The 20464-nt window shown below is 71.9% G+C and carries 14 protein-coding genes; 5 read left to right on the top strand and 9 right to left on the bottom strand.

Features of this window, described 5'->3' with window-relative positions; all coding sequences use genetic code 11:
- Positions 1 to 34: 34 nt before the first annotated feature.
- Genes RWE79_RS25065 through RWE79_RS25055 form a run of 3 tightly spaced genes read left to right on the top strand, consistent with a single transcriptional unit; the run spans position 35 to position 3598 of the window.
- Complete coding sequence (locus RWE79_RS25065; RefSeq protein ID WP_475942309.1) at positions 35 to 886, top strand: hypothetical protein; 852 nt, start codon at positions 35 to 37, stop codon at positions 884 to 886.
- 1 nt (position 887) lies between these two features.
- Positions 888 to 2834 (top strand): fumarate reductase/succinate dehydrogenase flavoprotein subunit, encoded by a 1947-nt coding sequence (locus RWE79_RS25060; RefSeq protein WP_475942308.1) that lies wholly within the window; start codon positions 888 to 890, stop codon positions 2832 to 2834.
- Complete coding sequence (locus tag RWE79_RS25055) at positions 2831 to 3598, top strand: succinate dehydrogenase/fumarate reductase iron-sulfur subunit (protein WP_475942307.1); 768 nt, start codon at positions 2831 to 2833, stop codon at positions 3596 to 3598. The genes RWE79_RS25060 and RWE79_RS25055 overlap by 4 nt, the downstream gene beginning before the upstream one ends.
- Positions 3599 to 3673: 75 nt before the next feature.
- Here RWE79_RS25055 and RWE79_RS25050 read toward each other — a convergent pair whose 3' ends face one another.
- The 8 genes from RWE79_RS25050 to RWE79_RS25015 form a co-directional block, all read right to left on the bottom strand.
- Positions 3674 to 6289 (bottom strand): SpoIIE family protein phosphatase, encoded by a 2616-nt coding sequence (locus tag RWE79_RS25050; protein WP_475942306.1) that lies wholly within the window; start codon positions 6287 to 6289, stop codon positions 3674 to 3676.
- Between the two features lie 134 nt (positions 6290 to 6423).
- Positions 6424 to 9000 (bottom strand): SpoIIE family protein phosphatase, encoded by a 2577-nt coding sequence (locus tag RWE79_RS25045; protein ID WP_475942305.1) that lies wholly within the window; start codon positions 8998 to 9000, stop codon positions 6424 to 6426.
- Positions 9001 to 9110: 110 nt separating this feature from the next.
- A complete protein-coding gene (locus tag RWE79_RS25040; protein WP_475942304.1) occupies positions 9111 to 9563 on the bottom strand; it encodes a (deoxy)nucleoside triphosphate pyrophosphohydrolase in 453 nt (150 codons plus the stop codon).
- Between the two features lie 63 nt (positions 9564 to 9626).
- Complete coding sequence (locus tag RWE79_RS25035) at positions 9627 to 9794, bottom strand: SPOR domain-containing protein (protein WP_475942303.1); 168 nt, start codon at positions 9792 to 9794, stop codon at positions 9627 to 9629.
- Positions 9791 to 10228, bottom strand: coding sequence for an RpiB/LacA/LacB family sugar-phosphate isomerase (locus RWE79_RS25030; RefSeq protein WP_475942302.1), 438 nt, complete (start codon positions 10226 to 10228; stop codon positions 9791 to 9793). Before RWE79_RS25030 ends, RWE79_RS25035 begins: the two co-directional genes overlap by 4 nt.
- Positions 10229 to 10337: 109 nt before the next feature.
- Positions 10338 to 11093: a GntR family transcriptional regulator gene (locus RWE79_RS25025; protein WP_475942301.1), complete on the bottom strand. Its 756-nt coding sequence runs from the start codon at positions 11091 to 11093 to the stop codon at positions 10338 to 10340.
- An 84-nt stretch (positions 11094 to 11177) separates the two neighbouring features.
- Positions 11178 to 12521 carry a M14 family zinc carboxypeptidase gene (locus RWE79_RS25020; RefSeq protein WP_475942300.1) on the bottom strand — a complete coding sequence of 448 codons (1344 nt, stop codon included), beginning with the start codon at positions 12519 to 12521 and terminating at the stop codon, positions 11178 to 11180.
- A gap of 193 nt (positions 12522 to 12714) precedes the next feature.
- Positions 12715 to 13668 carry an LAETG motif-containing sortase-dependent surface protein gene (locus tag RWE79_RS25015; RefSeq protein WP_475942299.1) on the bottom strand — a complete coding sequence of 318 codons (954 nt, stop codon included), beginning with the start codon at positions 13666 to 13668 and terminating at the stop codon, positions 12715 to 12717.
- A gap of 483 nt (positions 13669 to 14151) precedes the next feature.
- Here RWE79_RS25015 and RWE79_RS25010 point away from each other — a divergent pair, with 483 nt between their 5' ends.
- Both RWE79_RS25010 and RWE79_RS25005 read left to right on the top strand, forming a co-directional pair.
- Positions 14152 to 14886, top strand: coding sequence for a carbonic anhydrase (locus RWE79_RS25010; protein ID WP_475942298.1), 735 nt, complete (start codon positions 14152 to 14154; stop codon positions 14884 to 14886).
- A gap of 416 nt (positions 14887 to 15302) precedes the next feature.
- The gene (locus tag RWE79_RS25005; protein ID WP_475942297.1) at positions 15303 to 16808 is read left to right on the top strand and encodes an arabinofuranosidase catalytic domain-containing protein; all 1506 of its coding nucleotides are present in this window, start codon (positions 15303 to 15305) and stop codon (positions 16806 to 16808) included.
- Positions 16809 to 16877: 69 nt separating this feature from the next.
- Here the strand turns inward: RWE79_RS25005 and RWE79_RS25000 are convergent, their stop codons facing one another.
- The gene (locus tag RWE79_RS25000) at positions 16878 to 20156 is read right to left on the bottom strand and encodes an alpha-L-rhamnosidase (RefSeq protein ID WP_475946084.1); all 3279 of its coding nucleotides are present in this window, start codon (positions 20154 to 20156) and stop codon (positions 16878 to 16880) included.
- Between the last annotated feature and the right edge of the window lie 308 nt (positions 20157 to 20464).

The raw sequence follows: 20464 nt of genomic DNA, 5'->3' as shown, positions 1-20464 counted from the left end.
CCCCACCCGCACGCCCACTGCCAGGAGTGACCCCTTGGCCACCGGAACCGAACCCCGACCCGATACCGATTCCACCGCCGGGCGCGCGACACCGCGCCGAGGCGTCCTGACCGCGGGCCGCGCGGCGATCACCGCCCGGCATCTGCGGACGGACCGCTGGTGGGTGCCGCCCCTGGTGACGGCGCTGGGGCTGGCGGCGTTCGTCGCGTACTCGACGTGGCGGGCCTTCGCCAACGCCGACTACTACAGCGAACCGTATGTGTCGCCCTTCTACTCCCCCTGCCTGAGCACCAACTGCGTGGACATGCCGCTGGGCGCCCGCTGGCCGCTGTTCGGCCCGTGGTGGGGGCTGTCCCCCGCCCTGCTGGTGCTGATCTTCCCGCTGGGCTTCCGGCTGACGTGCTACTACTACCGCAAGGCGTACTACCGGGGCTTCTGGGCCTCGCCGCCCGCCTGCGCGGTGGCCGAGCCGCACGCCACGTACAGCGGCGAGACCCGCTTCCCGCTGATCCTGCAGAACATCCACCGCTACTTCTTCTACTTCGCGGTCCCGGTGGCCGGGATCCTCACCTACGACGTCGTGCTCGCCTTCCGCGACACCGGGGGCCACTGGGGGCACGCCGGGCTCGGCACCCTCGTCCTGCTGGTCAACATCGTCCTGATCTGGGCGTACACCTTCTCCTGCCACTCCTGCCGGCACATCGTCGGCGGCCGGCTGCGGCACTTCTCCAAGCACCCGGTCCGCTACCGGCTCTGGGGCTGGATCGGGAAGCTGAACGCCCGGCACATGCAGCTGGCGTGGGCGTCACTGATCAGCGTGGCGGTGGCCGACTTCTACGTGTTTCTCGTCGCGAGCGGCGCATTCGACGATCCGAGGTTCTTCTGACATGACGCAGGTCGAGCGGCACACGTACGACGTCGTGGTGATCGGCGCGGGCGGCGCCGGGCTGCGCGCGGCCATCGCGGCCCGGGAGCAGGGCCTGCGGACGGCCGTGATCTGCAAGTCGCTGTTCGGCAAGGCGCACACCGTGATGGCCGAGGGCGGCATCGCGGCCAGCATGGGCAACGCCAACAGCCAGGACAACTGGCAGGTGCACTTCCGCGACACGATGCGCGGCGGCAAGTTCCTCAACCAGTGGCGGATGGCCGAACTGCACGCCCGGGAGGCCCCGGACCGGGTGTGGGAGCTGGAGACCTGGGGTGCGCTCTTCGACCGGACGAAGGACGGCCGGATCTCGCAGCGCAACTTCGGCGGTCACGAGTACCCCCGGCTGGCGCATGTCGGCGACCGGACCGGCCTGGAGCTGATCCGGACCCTCCAGCAGAAGATCGTCTCGCTCCAGCAGGAGGACTTCGCGGAGCACGGCGACTACGAGGCCCGGCTGAAGGTCTTCCAGGAGTGCACGGTCACCCGGGTGCTCAAGGACGGCCCCCGGGTGAGCGGGGTCTTCGGGTACGTACGCGAGAGCGGGCGCTTCTTCGTCATCGGGGCGCCCGCCGTGGTGCTGGCGACCGGCGGGATCGGCAAGTCCTTCAAGGTGACGTCCAACTCGTGGGAGTACACCGGGGACGGGCACGCGCTGGCGCTGCTGGCCGGGGCGCCGCTGATCAACATGGAGTTCGTGCAGTTCCACCCGACCGGGATGGTCTGGCCGCCGTCGGTGAAGGGCATCCTGGTCACCGAGTCGGTCCGCGGCGACGGCGGGGTGCTGCGCAACAGCGACGACAAACGCTTCATGTTCGACTACATCCCGGACGTCTTCAAGGAGAAGTACGCGCAGAGCGAGGAGGAGGCGGACGGCTGGTACGCCGACCCCGACAAGCACCGCCGCCCGCCCGAGCTGCTGCCCCGCGACGAGGTGGCACGGGCCATCAACTCCGAGGTGAAGGCGGGCCGGGGCACTCCGCACGGCGGGGTCTTCCTCGATGTGTCGACCCGGCTGCCGGCGGAGGAGATCAAGCGGCGGCTGCCGTCGATGCACCACCAGTTCAAGGAGCTGGCGGACGTCGACATCACCGCCGAGCCGATGGAGGTCGGCCCCACCTGCCACTACGTGATGGGCGGCATCGACGTCGAGCCCGACACCGCCGCCGCCACCGGCGTCCCGGGGCTGTACGCGGCCGGGGAGGTCGCCGGCGGTATGCACGGCTCCAACCGGCTCGGCGGCAACTCCCTGTCCGACCTGCTGGTCTTCGGCCGCCGCGCCGGCCTGCACGCCGCCCGCTACGCCGCCGGGCTCACCGGGGACCTCCCGGCGATCTCCGAGGAACAGATCGACGAGGCCGCGGCCGAGGCGCTGCGGCCGTTCAGCGCCGAGGCTGCCGCCGGGGGCGCGGCCGACGCCCCGGACGCCCCGGCTGCGGCACCCGAGAACCCGTACACGCTCCACCAGGAGCTCCAGCAGACCATGAACGACCTGGTCGGCATCATCCGGCGGGCCGACGAGATGCGCGAGGCCCTCAGCCGCCTCGCGGGGCTGCGGCAGCGGGCGCAGCGGGCCGGGGTCGAGGGGCACCGCCAGTTCAACCCCGGCTGGCACCTCTCGCTCGACCTGCGGAACATGCTGCTGGTCAGCGAGTGCGTGGCCCGGGCCGCCCTGGAGCGCACCGAGTCGCGCGGCGGCCACACCCGTGACGACCACCCCGGGATGGACCGGCGCTGGCGCCGGGTCAACCTGGTCCTCACGCTCTCCGACACGACGGACGGCTCCGGGCAGGTCTCCCTCGTACGCAGGGACATGCCGCCCATCCGGGACGACCTGCTGGCCCTGTTCGAGAAGGACGAGCTGCTCAAGTACCTGACGGACGACGAGGTCGGCGAGGTGGACGCGTGAGCACGTACACAGCGCGGTTCCGGGTGTGGCGCGGTGACCCGGACGGCGGCGGCCTGAAGGACTTCGACGTCGAGGTCAATGACGGCGAGGTGGTGCTGGACATCGTGCACCGCATCCAGGCCACCCAGGCGGGCGATCTGGCGGTGCGCTGGAACTGCAAGGCGGGCAAGTGCGGTTCGTGCAGCGCGGAGGTCAACGGGCGCCCCCGGCTGATGTGCATGACCCGGATGTCGGTCTTCGGCCCGGACGAGGTCATCACGGTGACGCCGCTGCGGGCCTTCCCCGTCGTACGGGACCTGGTGACCGATGTGTCCTTCAACTACGACAAGGCGCGGGAGGTCCCCGCCTTCGTACCGCCGGCCGGACTCGCCCCGGGCGAGTACCGGATGGCGCAGGAGGACGTCGCCCGGTCCCAGGAGTTCCGCAAGTGCATCGAGTGCTTCCTGTGCCAGGACACCTGCCATGTCGTCCGCGACCACGAGGAGAACAAGGCCGCGTTCGCCGGGCCGCGCTTCCTGATGCGGATCGCCGAGCTGGACATGCACCCGCTCGACGCGGCGGCCGGCAACGGGCTGGACCGCAAGTCCTCCGCGCAGGACGACCACGGCCTGGGCTACTGCAACATCACCAAGTGCTGTACGGAGGTCTGCCCCGAGCAGATCAAGATCACCGACAACGCCCTCATCCCGCTCAAGGAACGCGCCGCCGACCGCAAGTACGACCCGCTGGTGTGGCTGGGCAACGTCATCCGGCGTCGCGGCTGACCGCGGGGCGCCTGCCGCGGGGCGCCTGCCGCGGGCGGCACGGACGGCACGGACAGGCGCGGACAGGCACACGCCCTAGAACAGGCTGAGCAGTTCCTCGGCCGACATCTCGCGGGTCGGCTCGTCGCCGGGCAGGGCCAGTTCGAACCACACCGTCTTGCCCCGGTGCGTACGCCGGGAGCCCCACGCGGAGCTGAGCAGGGTGACGAGCTGGAGGCCGCGGCCGCCCTCGTCGGTGTCCCGGGCGCGGCGGCGGCGGGGCTGGACGAGGGCGTCGTCCCAGACCTCGCAGACCAGGGTGCGGTCCCGGAGCAGCCGGAGCCGAATGTCTCCCTTGCCGTGCCGCAGGGCGTTGGTGACCAGCTCGCTCACCAGCAGCTCGGTGGTGTCGACCAGGGCGTCCAGCCCCCATGACAGCAGCCGCTCGCGGGCCAGTTCGCGGGCCCGGGCGACCGACTTGGGGTCGGGTTCGAGCGTCCAGTCGCCGACCGAGTCCTCGGGGAGGCCCTGGACGCGGGCCATCAGCAGGGCGATGTCGTCCTCGCCGTGGGCCGTGTCGAGGCTGGCCAGTATGTGGTCGCAGACGTCCTCCAGCGCGCGCTGGGGGTCGTCGAGGGCCGCCCGGAAGGCGGTGAGGCCCTCGTCCAGGGGGTGGCTGCGGGACTCTACGAGGCCGTCGGTGTAGAGGGCGAGCAGGGCGCCGTCGGGCAGGTCCACGTCGACCTCCTCGAAGGGCTCGCCGCCGACGCCCAGCGGCATACCGGACGGGACCTCCAGCATCAGCGCGGGCTCGCCGGGTTCGACGATGACCGGCGGGAGATGGCCGGCGTTGGCGATGGTCACCCGGCGGGTGACGGCGTCGTACACGGCGTAGACGCAGGTCGCGAGGTACACCTCGGACAGGTCGGAGGCCGTCTTGTCGCGGGCCCGCCGGCTGCCGCCCTCGGCCGGGCCGCCGAGCCCCTGGGCGACCTCGTCCAGGGCGGTGAGGACATCCGCGGGTTCGAGGTCGAGCAGCGCCAGCGTCCTTACCGCCGTGCGCAGTTCGCCCATCGCGACGGCGGCGCGCAGCCCGCGTCCCATCACGTCACCGACGACAAGGGCGGTGCGGTGGCCGGGGAGCTCTATGACGTCGAACCAGTCGCCGCCGACCTCGGTCTCCATGTTGCCCGGGAGGTAGCGGCAGGCGATGTCCAGCCCGGCCGCCTCCGGGTTGCCGGGCGGCAGCAGGCTGCGCTGGAGTATCAGCGCCCGCTCATGCTCCCTGCGGTAGAGGCGGGCGTTGTCGATACAGACCGCGGCCCGGGAGGCGAGCTCCTCGGCGATCATCCGGTCGCGTTCGTTGAAGGGCTCGCTGCCCTTGGCCCGGGAGAACTGCACCAGGCCGAGCACGGTGTCGCGGGCGACCATCGGCACCGCCAGCGTGGACTGTACGAAGCTGTCGCCCTCGTCGGGCTCGGGCACCTGGGTCTGGGCGGTGCGCAGCGCGCTGGCGAAGGGCGAGGAGAACGGGTAGCGGTGCACCGCGCCGACCGAGACGGGCCCGGCGGAGGCCGGCGGGTCCTCGCCCTCCTTGACCGGCGGGAGCAGCCCGACCGGGGCGTCGGACACGGCGCTGGCGAAGGCCACCCGGCGGATCTCGCCGCTGCCGTCGGCGGTGCCGACCGGGCCCTCCTCGCCGGACAGCAGGGACTGGTACAGGTCGACCGACGCCAGGTCGCAGAAGTGCGGCACGGCGACGTCGAGGAGCTCGCGCGCGGTGGTCTCCAGGTCGAGGGAGCTGCCGATCCGCCGGCCGGCCTCGTTGAGCAGCGCGAGGTTGCGCCGGGTGTGCGCGGCCTCCCGCTCGGCTCGCTGACGGCCCGTCACATCCTGTGCCAGGCCCGCCACTCCGATCGGCCGGCCGCTCCCGCCGTGCAGCCGGTACAGCGACATCGACCAGCGCCGCCGGCTGTTCTGGCCGCCGGGCGGCTCGCCGCGCTCCCCCGGCACCGTACCGACCAGGGGCATGTTGAGCACCGGGTCGCCGCTCTCCAGCACCTGGCGCAGCGCGGCGGTGAGCCGGTCGCCCTCGACCCGGGAGAGGAAGTCGTACGGGGTGCGGCCGCGGTACTCCTTGGCGGGGCGCCCGAAGGTGGCGGCGAAGCTCTCGTTGACCCGCAGCAGCTTCAGGTCGGAGCCGAAGAGGACGAAGCCCATCGGCGACTGTCCGAAGACCGCCTGCGAGGACGCCAGATCGGTCTCGATCGAGCGCAGTACGTGCACGTCGACCGCGACGCACAGCGCCCCGCGCCCGCCGGCCAGGCTTTCCGAGGGCATCACATAGATCTCGGCGAGGCCCTCCTTGCCGGTGGCGTCACGGTAGGGGACGACGCCGATCCACTCATGGCCGTCGAGTATCCGCGCGACGCGGTCGTGCGCGCGGTCGTGGATCTCCGCCGGTACGAAGGCCTCGATCGGGTCCTTGCCGAGGGCCTGCTCGGCCGGCATGCCGAAGAACTCCTCGGCCCGTTCGCTCCATTGCTCGACATGCCCGTCCGGGCCGAGGGAGAAGGACGCGACGCGTATGTAGTCGTACATCGATCCTGGCGGGCTGGACTGCCAGACGTGCTGGTGCGGTGCCGCAGGGTTCCGGGGCTCTTCGCCACCCGATGGCTCAACGCTCACGCCCGACCCCTCCAGCTCACACATACGGACCGGCTCGTGCCGAGTATTCAGCATTCACCCCGTTCCGCACATGGTCTTGTCGATCACAGCATCATCTCAGCACATAGCGATACCGCTCCGTGCGCAGTTCAACTACCCTTTGCGGCCTGCCGTGACGCCTACGAGGACAGGGCCAGCTCGAACCAGACGGTTTTGCCCAGCGGGCCGTGGCGGGTGCCCCACCGGCGGGAGGCACGGGCCACGAGCTGGAGACCCCGGCCGCCCTCGTCGTCCTCGCCGGCGGAACGCTCCCGCGGCGGGTCGGGGAGCGGGTCGGAGACCTCGACCAGCAGCGACGAACCGCGCACCATCCGGACGCCGATCGGCCCGTGCGCGTACCGCAGCGAGTTGGTGACCAGCTCGCTCACCAGCAGCGCGGTGACGTCCACCATCGCGTGCAGCCCCCACTCGCCGAGCGTGTCGCGCACATGACGGCGGGCCTGGCGTACCGCGCTCGGCTCGGCGGCGAAGGTCCAGGACGCCGTGGAGCCCTCGGGCAGGCCGCCCAGACGGGCCATCAGCAGCGCCACGTCGTCGGGCTCCCGGCCGTGGGCCATGCCGTCCAGCAGGTCGTCGCAGGCGTCCTCCAGGGAGTCGTTCCCCTGGGACCCGCGCAGGACCGCGCAGAGCCGCTCGATGCCCTCGGAGATGTCCTCACCGCGGGTCTCGACCAGGCCGTCGGTGTAGAGCACCAGCACCGCGCCGTCGGGGATGTCCACCTCCACCGACTCGAACTCCACCCCGCCGACGCCCAGCGGCACCCCGGCCGGCATGTCCAGCTGCCGCACCTCGGCGCCGTCGGGGCCGACCAGCAGCGGCGGCAGATGCCCGGCCCGGGCGAGGGTGCAGCGCCGGGTCGACGGGTCGTAGACCGCGTACACGCAGGTGGCCATCCAGCCCTCGGAACGGCTCTGGGCCAGGTCGTCGCCCAGGTCGTTGACGCGGCGCAGCAGTTCGTCCGGGGGCATGTCCAGCCCGGCCAGCGTCCGGACCGCGGTACGCAGCCGTCCCATGGTCGCCGCCGCCCGCAGCCCGTGCCCCATCACATCGCCCACCACCAGCGCGATCCGCCCGCCGGCCAGCGGGATCACGTCGAACCAGTCGCCGCCGGCCGCCGCCCCGCTGCTGCCGGGCACGTACCGGAAGGCCAGCCGCACCCCGGGCGGCTCGGGCATGCTCTGCGGCAGCAGGCTGCGCTGCAGCATCAGGGCGCCCTCCCGCTCGCGCACGTACAGCCGCGCGTTGTCCAACGCCGCCCCGGAACGGTCGGACAGCTCCATGACCAGCGCCATGTCGTCCTGGTCGAAGGGCCCGCGGCCGGCGACCCGGCTCACCACCAGCAGCCCCAGCACGATGCCCCGCGCCCGCAGCGGCGCCACCAGCAGCGAGTGCACCCCCAGGTCGATGGCGGCCTGGATCTTGGGGTCCCCCGGGTAGGTGGTGCCGCGCAGCGCCTCCGCGCCCTCCACCAGCTGCGGCTTGCCGCTGCGGAGCACCGTGCCGAAGATCCCCTCCGTGGTGAGCCGGATGACCCGGCCGATCCCGATCATCCGGTCGACCAGCGGGCCCTCCTCGATCTTCCCGATGCCCAGCTGCCGCAGCTCCGTGCTCTCGCTGTGCGGATCGCCCGGCAGTTCCCCGCCGTCCGGCACGACGGCGTGCAGTATCACCCCGCTGTAGTCGCTCAGCCGGGGCACCAGCGCCTGCGCCAGCACCTCCGCGATCCGGCGTACGTCCAGCAGGTCCGACAGCCGCGACCCGACGTCGTTGAGCAGCGCCAGCCGCGCCCGGGCCCGCTCCATCCGCACCTGCGAGAGCTGCCGCTCGGTCACGTCCATCACCGTGCAGCTGATGCCGAGCACATGCCCCGCCCGGTCCTGCAGCCGGTGGTACGAGACCGAGCGGTGCCCGTCGCCCAGCGGCGCCGGGACGATGAAGTCGATCACCGGGTGGCCGGTGGCCAGCACGTGCCGCTGGAGCAGGGTCAGCTCCTCGGCCACCTTCGGATGGACGATCTCCCCCGCCCGGCGCCCGATGTGGTCGGCGACGGTACGGCTGTTCATGGTGGCCAGCGCCTCGTTGACGCGGACGTAGCGCAGCTCGGTGTCGAAGATCGCCACGCCGAGCGGCGAACTGTCGAAGAGGCTGTCCAGCGCGGCGAGATCGTGCTCCAGGGTGGCGAGCCGGCTGGTCTCGGCGACCGACGCCAGGACGAAGGGCCGGCCGTCCCCGTCGACCAGCAGCGAGGCCCGCGCCTCCACCTGCACCGTGTGGCCGTCGCGGTGGCGCAGCGACAGGATGCCCGTCCAGCGCCCGGATCGCAGCAGTTCGGCGAGGATCTGCTCGGCGCGTCCCGGAGTCGGCACGGCCGCCATCCTGCGGTGCCCCGGAGCGGCCGGCGGATCCTCGGGCACGAGCAGTCCGGTCAGCCGCCGGCCGACGACGTGCTCACCCGCCCAGCCGAGGATCTCCTCCGCCAACGGGCTCCACAGCAGCACCCGGCCGCCGGTGTCCAGCATGACCACCGCCACCCGCAGGGTGTCCAGCAGCGTGCCCGCCTTCCGGGCGACCCCACCGGCCGGCCTCGGGTGCAGACCGGGCACCTTCCGGGCGCGCGGGGCCCCCGGTCCCGGCGCCCCCGTCTCCTCCGGGCTCTCGCCGGTCCCCTTCGCACTGCCGTCGACGCTGGCGCTCACGCCCTCCACATCTCCCTGGCCTTCGGCATGGGCAACCCCAGACCGGGTCGGGCCGGCTGCTTACCGGCCATTGGCGGATCAATCCCCCCATACCCGATATTCCGCCCACGCTACCGCGAAGGGGTTCCATCGCCGGTGCCGACGGCGCCTCCGAGCGGCCGGCCCGACCGGGACCACCCGGCCGCGATCCGGGCCACGGCCGGGCGGTCCTGGTCCAGCCAGTCGACGGAGCCGAGGTCGCCGGCGGTGAGCCAGCGCAGCTCGTCGTGGTCCTCCAGGGGCCGCGGGGTGCCCGACAGGATGCGGGCGGTCCACACCTGGAGGACGAAGCCGGGCCTGGGCAGCGGCCACTCCCCCGGAACGCGGTCCAGGACCTCGGCCTCGACGCCCAGTTCCTCCCGCAGTTCGCGGACCAGCGCCTGGGGCGCCGTCTCGCCGGGCTCCGCCTTGCCGCCGGGGAACTCCCAGCGCCCGGCCAGTTCGGGCGGGGCGGTACGCCGGGCGGCGAGCAGCCGGCCGCCGTCGAACAGGGCCGCGCCCACCACCAGCACGCGATCGGTCATACGGGGGACTCTATTCGGCCGCGCCCCGCCCTCAATGCCACCGCGCTCACCGCGCTCACCGCGTCAGGACGCGTGCTGGTCGATCCGCTCGATCACGTACAGCTGCTCGTGTCCGCGGGCGTCCAGGCCGTCCGCGATACGTTCGGCCTCCTCGCGGGTGGCGTAGCGGCCGACCCGGTAGCGGTTGCCGTTGTCGTCCTGGCGTATGACGACCCAGGCGAACTCGGTCATCGGGTCTCCTCCAGGTGGGCGACGTTGGCCCGGTCGTCCTCGGCGGAGCTCGCGGCGCCGGCGAACCAGGCGTCGAGGATCTCCTTCAGCAGGGGTTCACTGGTCAGCCGCAGGCTCAGCGCCAGCGCGTTCGCGTCGTTCCAGCGGCGGGCGCCGTCGGCGGTGTAGGCGTCGGGGCAGAGGGCGGCGCGGACCCCGGGGATCTTGTTGGCGGCGATGGAGGCGCCGGTGCCCGTCCAGCAGCAGACGACGGCCTGGTCGGCCCGGCCCTCGGAGACGGCACGGGCGGCGGCCGCGGCGCTCCAGGCCCAGTCGTGGCGGTCGCCGGGACGCAGTGCCCCGTAGGCGAGCACGGTGTGGCCGCGCAGTCGCAGCTCGTCGACGACGGCGCGGGCCACAGGCTCGTCGAGATCCGAGGAGACGGCGATGCGCATATGCCGGAGCCTACGCCCGAACGTGACGCGGCGGACACGTTCGGACCCGATTCGACTCGAACGAGCCTGGTTTCGTAAGGGAGTTGACCGATTCGGTCCCGCTACTCCGTCACTTGACCGGCATCCGGTACGCGACCCGGTAGCGGTCGGCGGGGATCACGATGTCGGCCGTCTCGACCGGGAGACCGGAGGCGTAGTAGGTGCGCTGGATCTCGATGACGACATGCCCGGGGACGCCGCCGAGGACGGAGGTCTCCTCCGCGAGTCCGGGCCGGGCGCCGATGTCCTCGGCGATGTTGTCGACGACCACGTCGAGCGCGGCCATCCGCTCCACGACCCCCTGACCGCCCACCGGACCCTCCTCGGGGAGCATCACGGGACTGCGGCCGGTGACCGCCAGCGGCTCCCAGGAGGTGGAGAGCATCATCGGCTCACCCTCGGTCCGGAACAGGTAGTGCGTGCACATGACGCGGTCACCCGGCTGGATGCGCAGCCGGGCCGCGACACACGCGGTGGCCTCGGCCTGCACACTGGTCGACTCCCAGGTGCCCTTGAAGCCCTCGTCCGCCTGCTCCTGCCGGAACGGCGTGGACTGGCCGGCCGCCGGCCGGTACCCCGTACGGACGACCTGGCGCGGCTCGGGGCGCTCCCGTACATACGTCCCCGAGCCGGAGCGGCCCTCGACGAAGCCCTCGGCCATCAGCACCTTGCGGGCTTCGAGGGCGACGGTGTCCGACACCCCGTACTCGGTACGGATGCGGGCCTGGGAGGGGAGCCGGGTGTGCGGGGGCAGGGTGCCGTCGAGGATCTTGCGGCGCAGGTCGTCGGCGACACGCAGGTACGCGGGCTGCTCACCGAAAGGCACGTGCCCCTCCTCCGAACACCATGGGTTGACTGACTGCAACAGCTTCGCAACTCAGGGTGGTCGCCGCAAGTCATGGCCAGAGGCTCACCCGAGTAGTTCGAAGCACGCGATGGCCGCCCGGGCGTGCTGTTCAGCCTGATGGCGTACCGGGATCCAGCGGGCCCGGTGGGCGCTCTCGTAGCTGCGGCACCAGTCGGTGACGAGCTGTTCGAGACGGCCGCGGAGCTCATTGAGGGCGAGCGAGGGCTCGGCCGCGCGGTCGGTGGCGCGGTCGGTGGCGCGGTCGGCGGCGCGGTCGGCCGCCCCGCGTACGAAGCGCAGCAGCATGGACGCGGCCCGCAGTGGCAGGCGCTGGGTGTAGATCTCCACGCTGCTGACCCTGGCCCGGGTCATCGGGGGCAACGGGGGCCGGCCGGGGCGGCGCAGCGCGGGGTCCCAGTCGGCGGCGAGCTGCGGGCCGACGGCGGCGATCTCGGCGGCGGCGCGCAGCAGCGGACTGCCGTCGTCGCCGGCGGCGGCGTACGGGCCGGCCTCGGCGATCATCCGGCCGACCAGATGGCTGCCCTGCCGCAGGGCCTCACCCGCGGCGCGCAGGGCGTGCTCGGCGGCCGGGTGCGGGGAGGTGTCGGCGGCGCGGTCGCAGGCCCACATGGGCACCTCGGCGATGGCGGTGACGCCGCCGTAGCGGTGGAGGTACGTCCAGGTCGAGAAGTCGGCGTCCTCCCGGGAGCGGAAGCGGGCGGGTGGCGGCATGAGATAGACGCCGGGGCCGGGGCTTGGCCAGTGGAAGGCGTCGGAGGAGCCCGCCTCCAGGGGAATGTCGAACTCGGCGGCGGACTTGGCGATCCGCTCGGCCAGCCGCGGGATGTCGCGGGTGAGCTGGACGAAGCTGCCGCCGACGTCGATGCCGTGCAGCGAGACCTGGAGCACCGGCCGCAGCTCGTCGATGACCCCGATCAGCGCCCGCGTCTCGGGAAGCGCGTCACCGAGCCCGCCGTCGGCGGCCAGCCACTCGGGCTGTTCGGCGGCGCACGGCCGGAAGAAGTGCCGGTAGTGGCCGAGCATGGTGAACTCGCCTTCCGGGACTGCCTCGTTGAGCCGGGCGCCGTCCGGATCGGCGCACAGCAGCAGATGCCAGGCGGCGTCCGCCCCCGCCACCAGCCGGGGTTCGGCACTCACCCGCTCGGCGAGCCGCAGCACGGTGGCGCCGCCGACCATCTCGTTGGCGTGCGGCCCGGCCACGACCAGCACGTTGCGGCTGCCGTGACCGATGGACAGCAGCCACAGCGGCTCCCCGGCCCGGGAGCTGCCGATCTGCCGCAGCCGGCACAGCCCGGGCCGGCGTAAGGCCAGACGGCGGGCCGTCGCGGTGACTTCGTCCACGGTCGGATAGCGGTCAGCGACGACCTGTTCCCCCGATGCCATCATGCGGTCCGTCCCCCCGGGCGTGTTGATGTGGTCTCGACGGATTCTTCCAATTCGCCCGCTCCGTCGGCTAGAGCGCGTCGGCGCGTATACACCTTCTTTTGACGGCAGCGGGGGGGGGAGGCCCGACCGGCCCGCGAACGGAAAGGGGGCGCGCCCATCGCTGGACGCGCCCCCTGCTGTTCCCTACGTATCGTCAGTGACGACGCGCGGCCTGACGTCGCCGGGTGGCGAACAGCACGCCGCCGCCCGCCGCGACCAGCAGCGCGGCGCCGGCCGCGATGACGCCGGTGCCGTTGCTGCCGGTCTCGGCGAGGTCACCGGAGGTGGTGCTCGCGGAGACCGAGGCCGAGGCGGAGCTCTCCGACTCCGAGGCGGAGGCGGAGGCCGAACCCGACGCGGACGCCGACTCCGACGCCGACTCCGACGCCGCGGGCGTCGACTCGTCCGAGGCCGGAGTGGTCGACTCCGACGAGGACGGGGTGGCCGACTCCGAGGCGGGCGAGGACTGCGAGGGGGACGACGAGGGGACGACCTGCGCGGTGCAGTCCTTCGTGCCGCCGTTCCACCAGGCGATCTTCTTGTCGCCGATCACCGCGTGGTTCGGGCCCTCGGGCAGATCGCCGTGCGTGTAGCCGTCCTTGGCGTTGTAGTCGCCGTCGTACTTGGTGTTGCCGTAGTACAGGTCGACCTGCGCGAAGCAGCTGACGTCCGGGAAGGCCACGTCGAGCGTGTCGGTCTCGCCCGACTTCACCGTCGCGGTGTCCCAGTCGTGGAAGACCTGCTTGCCCGAGGTCTGCCAGGTCGCGCCGTGGGTACGGTACGAGGCCAGCGAGACCGTGCAGGAGGAGGAGTCCGAGGCGGTCCGCACCTTGACGTGGACCTTGCCGTCCTCGCCGGGCTTGAGGTTGACGTCGTCGACCTTGACCGAGGCGTACCAGTCGGTGCCGTTGACGGAGAATTCGCACTTGTCGGTGGAGGTCTTCGTGCCTCCGCCGTCGCCGGGCTTGTAGCCGGCCGGCTTGCCGTTGTCCCAGCCCTTGCCGCCCTCGCAGGCGTAGGCGGCGGTGCTACCCGCGACGGAGAGAGCGAGAGCTGCGGCGCTTACGCCGAGCAGCCGCCGCATGGTGACACGTCTCGATATGGACATGCAGTTACCAATCTGGCGATACGTGGCCCGGGAGCGCGTGAGGACGGCCGCCTTCCCCGTACGAGGGCAGGCCGATTTGCGGCGCCGGGCAGAAGTGGTCTGGTGGCACTGGGCACTGAGGCCACAGTGGCATCAGGCATCGTTGTCGGTGCCGTCGAACGCTGTCAACCCGCGAGTCCGGTATTCCGTATGGATTCCGTAAAGAGCGGTAGTGGCACGTCAGTCGACGCCCGGAAGCTTCCGTTTGGTGACGCCCCGCGCGCCGCGCGCCGCCGTGGCGCCCGCCCGCCCGCCCGCCCGCCCGCCCGCCGGGAGTGGTGTCCCGTGCCCGGCCGTGTCCGCCGCCCGGGGCGGTTCGTGTGGGCCGTCGGTGGCAAAGCGGCCCACACCCGCTTGTGCCTGCCGTCGGGTTCCCGCACCGCGCTGAACAATCGCCGGGTCAAAACGTACGGACGCGTCGAAGCGCACCGAGGGGAACGACCGATGGACACAGCGGGACATCCGGATCGCAGGGCCCTACTCGCCGGCGGACTCGCGGCCGCCACGGCCGCGCTCGCGGGGTGCTCGTCGACGGGCACCGTCCCGCTGGCGGCCGACGCCTCGCCGCAGGCGCGGCCGGCCACGCCCGCCGCGGCGTTCGCGCGGCTGATGGCCGGCAACAGGCGCTGGGTGAACGGAGACCTCCGGCACCCCGACCGGGACCCGGACCGGCGCGAGTTCGTGGCCCAGAAGCAGGAGCCCTTCGGGGCGGTCCTGTCCTGCATCGACTCCCGGGTGCCGCCCGAGCTGCTGTTCGACACCGGGCTGGGGGACCTCTACGTGATGCGCACCGGCGGCGAGGCGGTCGGCCCGGTGGTCACGGGTTCCGTGGAGTACGGGCCCATGACCAGCGGCACCCCGCTCATCGTGGTCCTCGGGCACCAGCGGTGCGGCGCCGTCGAGGCGGCGTACAAGTCCATCCGTGACAGCGAACCGCTGCCCGGCAACCTGGAGGCGATCGTCAGGGCCCTGCGCCCGGCGTACGAGCAGATGGTCAAGGAAGGCGGCGCCGACCCGGTCGAGACCATGGCCCGCGCCCAGGTCACGCTGACCTCGGCCGACCTGCGCTCCAACCAGGATCTGGCCCCCCTGGTGAAGAAGGGCAGCCTCGCGGTGGTCGGCGCCTTCTACTCGCTCGACACCGGCAAGGTCGAAGTCCTGGCCGGCGCGCCCTCCTGACCCGGCCCGAACGGACGAACGCGCTTCGCCGGGTGGCTCGGGCAGGGGGACAGGGGTCCGCGCGGAACCGACCGGACGACAGCCGGGGCAGTTCGCACGCGAGCTGAACGGGCTGCTCCGGATCGATGTTTGCGCTCTCATTGAATCGTGTCCGAAACCTTGACGTTACCCGGCACCGAATCCATAGTGATGCCCGCTGAGCCGTTCGCGCCGCACAATCCCCGGAGGTCACCTGTGCCCGGTCCATGATCAACAACGTTGTTAGCGCTCACAATCTTGGTCGCCAGTACTGACCTGGCCTTGGCTACGGGAGCGTGCGGTCCCCCGCACGCGGGGCCGCCCACGCCTTCGATTTCCGGTCCAGCCTCGGGGCGCCTCGGCGTGACGCCGCGCCCGCAGGAAGGAACTGATCAGCCGTGATCGTTCGAATACAACTCAGACGCTTCAAAAGGACCCTGCTGGCCGTGGGCACCACGGCCGTGATGATCGCCGCCATGCTGGCCGGTATGGCCGGCATGGCCGGTACGGCACAGGCCGCGACGTCCCTCCCGTGCGACATCTACGCCTCCGCGGGCACCCCCTGCGTCGCCGCGCACAGCACGACGCGAGCTCTCTACTCCGCGTACAACGGCGCCCTCTACCAGGTCAAGCGCGCCTCGGACAGCGCCACGACCAACATCGGCACCCTCACCGCGGGCGGCTACGCCAACGCCGCGGCGCAGGACTCGTTCTGTTCCGGCACGACGTGCACCATCACCGAGATCTTCGACCAGAGCGCCAAGGGCAACCACCTCACCATCGAGGGCCCCGGCGGCAACGGCGGACAGGACGTCGCCGCGATCGCGAACGCGCTGCCGGTGACGGTCGGCGGCCACTCGGTCTACGGCGTCTGGGTGGGGGCCGGCGTCGGCTACCGCGACAACAGCACATCGGGCGTCGCCACCGGCAGTTCGCCGGAGGGGATGTACATGGTGACCGCCGGCAATCACGTCAACAACCGCTGCTGCTTCGACTACGGCAACGCCGAGACGTCCGGCAACGACACCGGCAACGGCCACATGGACGCCATCAACTTCGGCACGGAGTGCTGGTTCTCCCCCTGCTCCGGCTCCGGCCCCTGGGTCCAGGCGGACCTGGAGAACGGCCTCTTCGCCGGGGCGAACGGTTCGTACACCAGCAACAAGGGCAACTCCAGCACCTTCGTCACGGCCCTGCTCAAGAACAACGGCACGACCACCTACGCGATCAAGGACGGCAACGCGCAGTCGGGCAGCCTGACCACCGAGTACAACGGGGCGCTTCCCAACCTCGGCGGCTACACCCCGATGCATCTGGAGGGTTCCATCGTCCTGGGCACCGGCGGTGACAACAGCAACGGATCCGACGGGTCGTTCTTCGAAGGCGTCATGACGGCCGGCTACCCGACGGACGCGGCCGACAACGCCGTCCAGAGCAACATCGTCTCGGTCGGCTACACGAAGCCGAGCGCCTCCTTCCCGGTCGCCGGCACCGCGTACCGGCTGACGAACGTCAACAGCGGCAAGGTCCTCGACGCGGTGAACTGCGGAACCGCCAACGGAACCGCGATCGACCTGTGGTCGTCGCTCGGCAACACCTGCCAGCAGTGGAAGTTCGCCGCCGCGGGCAACGGCCACTACACCATCACCAACGTCAACAGCGGGACGAAGCTGGACTCCGTGAACTGCGGATCGTCCAACGGCACCGCCATCAACCTGTGGGCCGCGCTGGGCAATCTCTGCCAGCAATGGGACGTCACCGCGGTCGGCAGCCACTACACCATCAGTAACGTCGGCAACGGAATGGTGCTCGACGTGACGAACTGCGCGACGGCCAACGGAACCGTCGTCCGCCAGTGGCAGCAGCTCGACAACACCTGCCAGCAGTGGAACATCGCCCCCTGACAGCCGGGCGACGACGAGCGCGGAGCCGTCCGCGAGTACCGCGAGGCGGCTCCGCGCTCAACCCTCCTCCTAGGCCGTCAGGGCCTGGGCGGTGAAGCGGTGGGAGCCGGAGCCCGTGCTGTAGACGGCGCAGTCCTCGGCCAGCCGCAGAAGCGTGGCCCCGGTGGGGTGGGTGACGTCGGACGCGGTGCGGGCCGGCACCCACACCTCGGCGGTGGTGTTGACCGGCACCGAGACGTCGAGGGTGAACCCGTCGCCGTCGCGCCGCGTCCAGCGGGTGGTGATCGGACCGTAGAGGGAGTCGTACCGCCCGTTCGCCTCGCGTATGCCGCCGCCGGGGCGGGGCCGGATGACGACGGTCCGGAAGCCGGGGCTGCCGATACCGATGCCGGTGATGTTCTGGTACATCCACTGGCCGACGGAGCCGTAGGCGTAGTGGTTGAAGGAATTCATGGCGGGGTCCTCGAAGCCCCCGTCGGGCTCCACGGAGTCCCAGCGCTCCCACATCGTCGTGGCGCCCCGGTCGATCTGGTAGCCCCAGGAGGGGAACGTCCGCTGCGTCAGCAGGCGGTAGGCGACATCGGTGTGGCCGGTGGCGGTGAGCGTCGGCAGCAGGCGCGGTGTGCCGAGGAAGCCGGTGGACAGATGCCAGTCCTTGCCCTGGATCAGCTCGACGAGCCGGTCGGCGGCGCGCGTTCGTACGTCGTCGGGGAGCAGGTCCATGGACAGCGCCAGTACGTACGCCGTCTGGGTGTCGCCCTTCACGGTGCCGTCGGCGGAGACGTAGGCCGCCCGGAAGGCCCCGCGGACCTTGGCGGACAGCGCGTCGTACGGGGCCGGGTCCTCGCCCAGCACCCGCGCGGTGTCGGCGACGATCCCCGTGCTGTACGCGAACCAGGCGGTGGCGACGACGTCCTTCGGGGTCTCGTCCCCGACGTTGAGCCAGTCACCGAAGCCCTCGGCGGGCCGCAGGTAACCGGTGCTGTGCTTCTCCAGGTACGCGATCCAGGCCCGCATCGCCGGGAAGTTGTCCGCCAGCACCTGCCGGTCGCCGTAGGCCTGGTAGAGATTCCACGGCACGGTGACACCGGCGTCGCCCCAGCCCGCCGCTCCCTCGCCGACCGAGGCGATGGTGGGGGCGACATTGGGGAACGCCCCCGCGTCGGACTGGCCGTCGCGAAGGTCCCGGAGCCACTTGGCGAGGAAGCGGGCGGACTCCATGTTGTACGCGGCGGTGCCGGAGAAGACGTTGATGTCGCCGGTCCAGCCGAGCCGTTCGTCGCGGGCGGGGGTGTCGGTGGGGACGGACAGGAAGTTGCCCCGCTGGCCCCAGGTGATGTTGCGGTGCAGCTGGTTGAGCATCGGCACATCGGTCCTGAAGGACATGGTGAACGGGGCCCCGGTGTGCATGACCCGACCCGTGACGGCGTTCCTGGCGGGGGTGCCGGGATAGCCGGTGACCTCGACATAACGGAAGCCGTGCGAGGTGAAGCGCGGCTCGTAGACCTCCGCGCCGGAGCCCTTGAGGGTGTACGAGTCGGTCGCCCGGGCGGTGCGCAGGTTGGTGGTGTAGAGCGTGCCGTCCGGGTTCAGCACCTCGGCATGGCGCAGCCGCACGGTCCGCCCGGCCTCGCCGCCGGAGACCCGGAGCCGTACCGAGCCCACCATGTTCTGGCCCAGGTCGAAGACATGCACGCCGGGCTGCGGCTCGGTGACGTTGACAGCGGCCACCTCCCGCTCCACCCGGGTCGGGGCGTCGGTCTGGGCGACCACGGCCACGCCGGAGGTGGTGGCGGCCGGCACGGCGTCGACGGTCCGCCACACGGCGTCGTCGAAGCCGGGCGAGGACCAGCCGGCCGCCTCCAGCCGGGCGTCGTACTCCTCGCCGGCCATCAGGTCGGCGGCCAGGATCGGGCCCGTGGCGCTGTGCCAGTCCGTGCCGGTGGTCACCCGGTCCGTGCTGCCGTCGGCGTACGTGACCTCCAACTGCGCCAGCAGGGCGGGGCGTTCGCCGTACTGCTGCTGCCCGAACCAGGCGATGCTGCCGGAGTACCAGCCGGACGCCAGGCTCACACCGATGGCGTTGGCGCCGCGCCGGAGCAGGCCGGTGACGTCGTACGTCTGGTACTGCACCCGCTTGCGGTAGTCGGTCCAGCCGGGGGCGAGCTGGTCACGGCCCACCCGGTGGCCGTTGATCTCGGCCTCGTACAGGCCGAGTGCGGTCGAGTACAGCCGCGCCCGCGCGACGGGCTTGGCGGCGATCCGGAAGTCGCGGCGCAGCCGGGCGGGCCGCTGCGACGCCTGCACCCTGCCCCACGGGCCGCCGCCCCACGGGGCGAGCACCTTGGCGGCGGACCAGGCGCCGTCGTCGTATCCGGACGCGTGCCAGTCACCGGCCGGCTCCGCGTCGATGGTCTTCCAGGCTCCCGAGGTGGTGACCGAACGGACGCCGTCCGCGTCGGTCAGCTCCACGGTGGCCAGCAGCCCGGCGGGGCTCGACGAGGCGTTGACGGCGGCGACGGCGACCGTGTTGGCGCCTTCGTGGAGCAGGGCGGTGACATCGACGACGATCGGGTGGCGCCAGTTCTCCTGGACGGGAGCGCGGCCTCCGACCTCGGTGCCGTTGATCCACACGGTGAACCCGTCGTCCGCGGTCATCGCCAGCCGGGCGAGCCGCAGCGGGCCCGATACGGTGACGGTGCCCCGGAAGTACCGGGTGCCGGCAGGCGCGCCGGCGGCCGGGTCGCCCTCGGGGAACCAGATCCAGTCGGCCGGAGCCAGATCGGGGCCCCGGGTCACCGCGTCCGGCGCCGCGATCCAACTCGCCGTCCACTCCGTCGCGTTGACCAGCCCCGACTCCCACCAGGCGGGCTCGCTCCACGGCGAGGGCCGGCCCTGGGCGTCCCAGACGCGGACAGCCCAGTGATAGCGGGTCCGCGGCTGCGGCGCCGGCCCGTCGTACGGGACCAGCACGGACTGGCGGGAGCCGACCCTGCCGCTGTCCCAGACATCCGGGGCGTGGATCGGATCCGGGGTTGTCGCGACGCGGAGCTGGTAAGCGCTCTGCTCCTGGTGGCTCCGGTCCGACCCGAGGATCCAGCCGAGCCGGGGCCGGGCGGCGTCGAGTCCGAGCGCATGGGCGGTGTACTCCACGGTGGTGCTCTCCACCCGGAGCCCGCCCTTGCCGCCCTTGCCGCCCTTGCCGGGCCGGGCCGCCTCGGCCGCCTGAGCCGCCTGAGCCGCCTGAGCCGTCTCGGCCGCCTGGGCCGGCGCCGCTGAGGCGGTCAGGCCCACGAGGGCGGGACCCGCGGCGGTAGCGGTGCCGAGGAGGTTCCTTCTGCTGATCACATGCGTCTCCCGCTGACGAAAAATGGGCATGGGGATGTGAATGGGCACGGAGATGTGAACGGGCACGGAAATGGACTGGGACAGGCCTGCGTCCGCCACCGCCTGACGGGCGCGGCGAACCGGATTCCGCAGGGAACATCAGGGACGGTCCGATGCCCCGGGAAGCAGCGTCGTTCACTGTCGTCGCACAATTGAATCGTGTCAATGCCTCGCGCGACACCTCACGCCGGGCGGCGCCACACCCGCGTCATTGGTCTATACATGCCATTTTTCTGCCCCTATCCTGAGCCGGACGTCATCAGAGAGCG

Source organism: Streptomyces sp. RLA131 (assembly GCF_056270125.1).
Note: the sequence above shows the minus strand (reverse complement) of the source record. Positions and strands in the feature narration are given on the sequence as shown.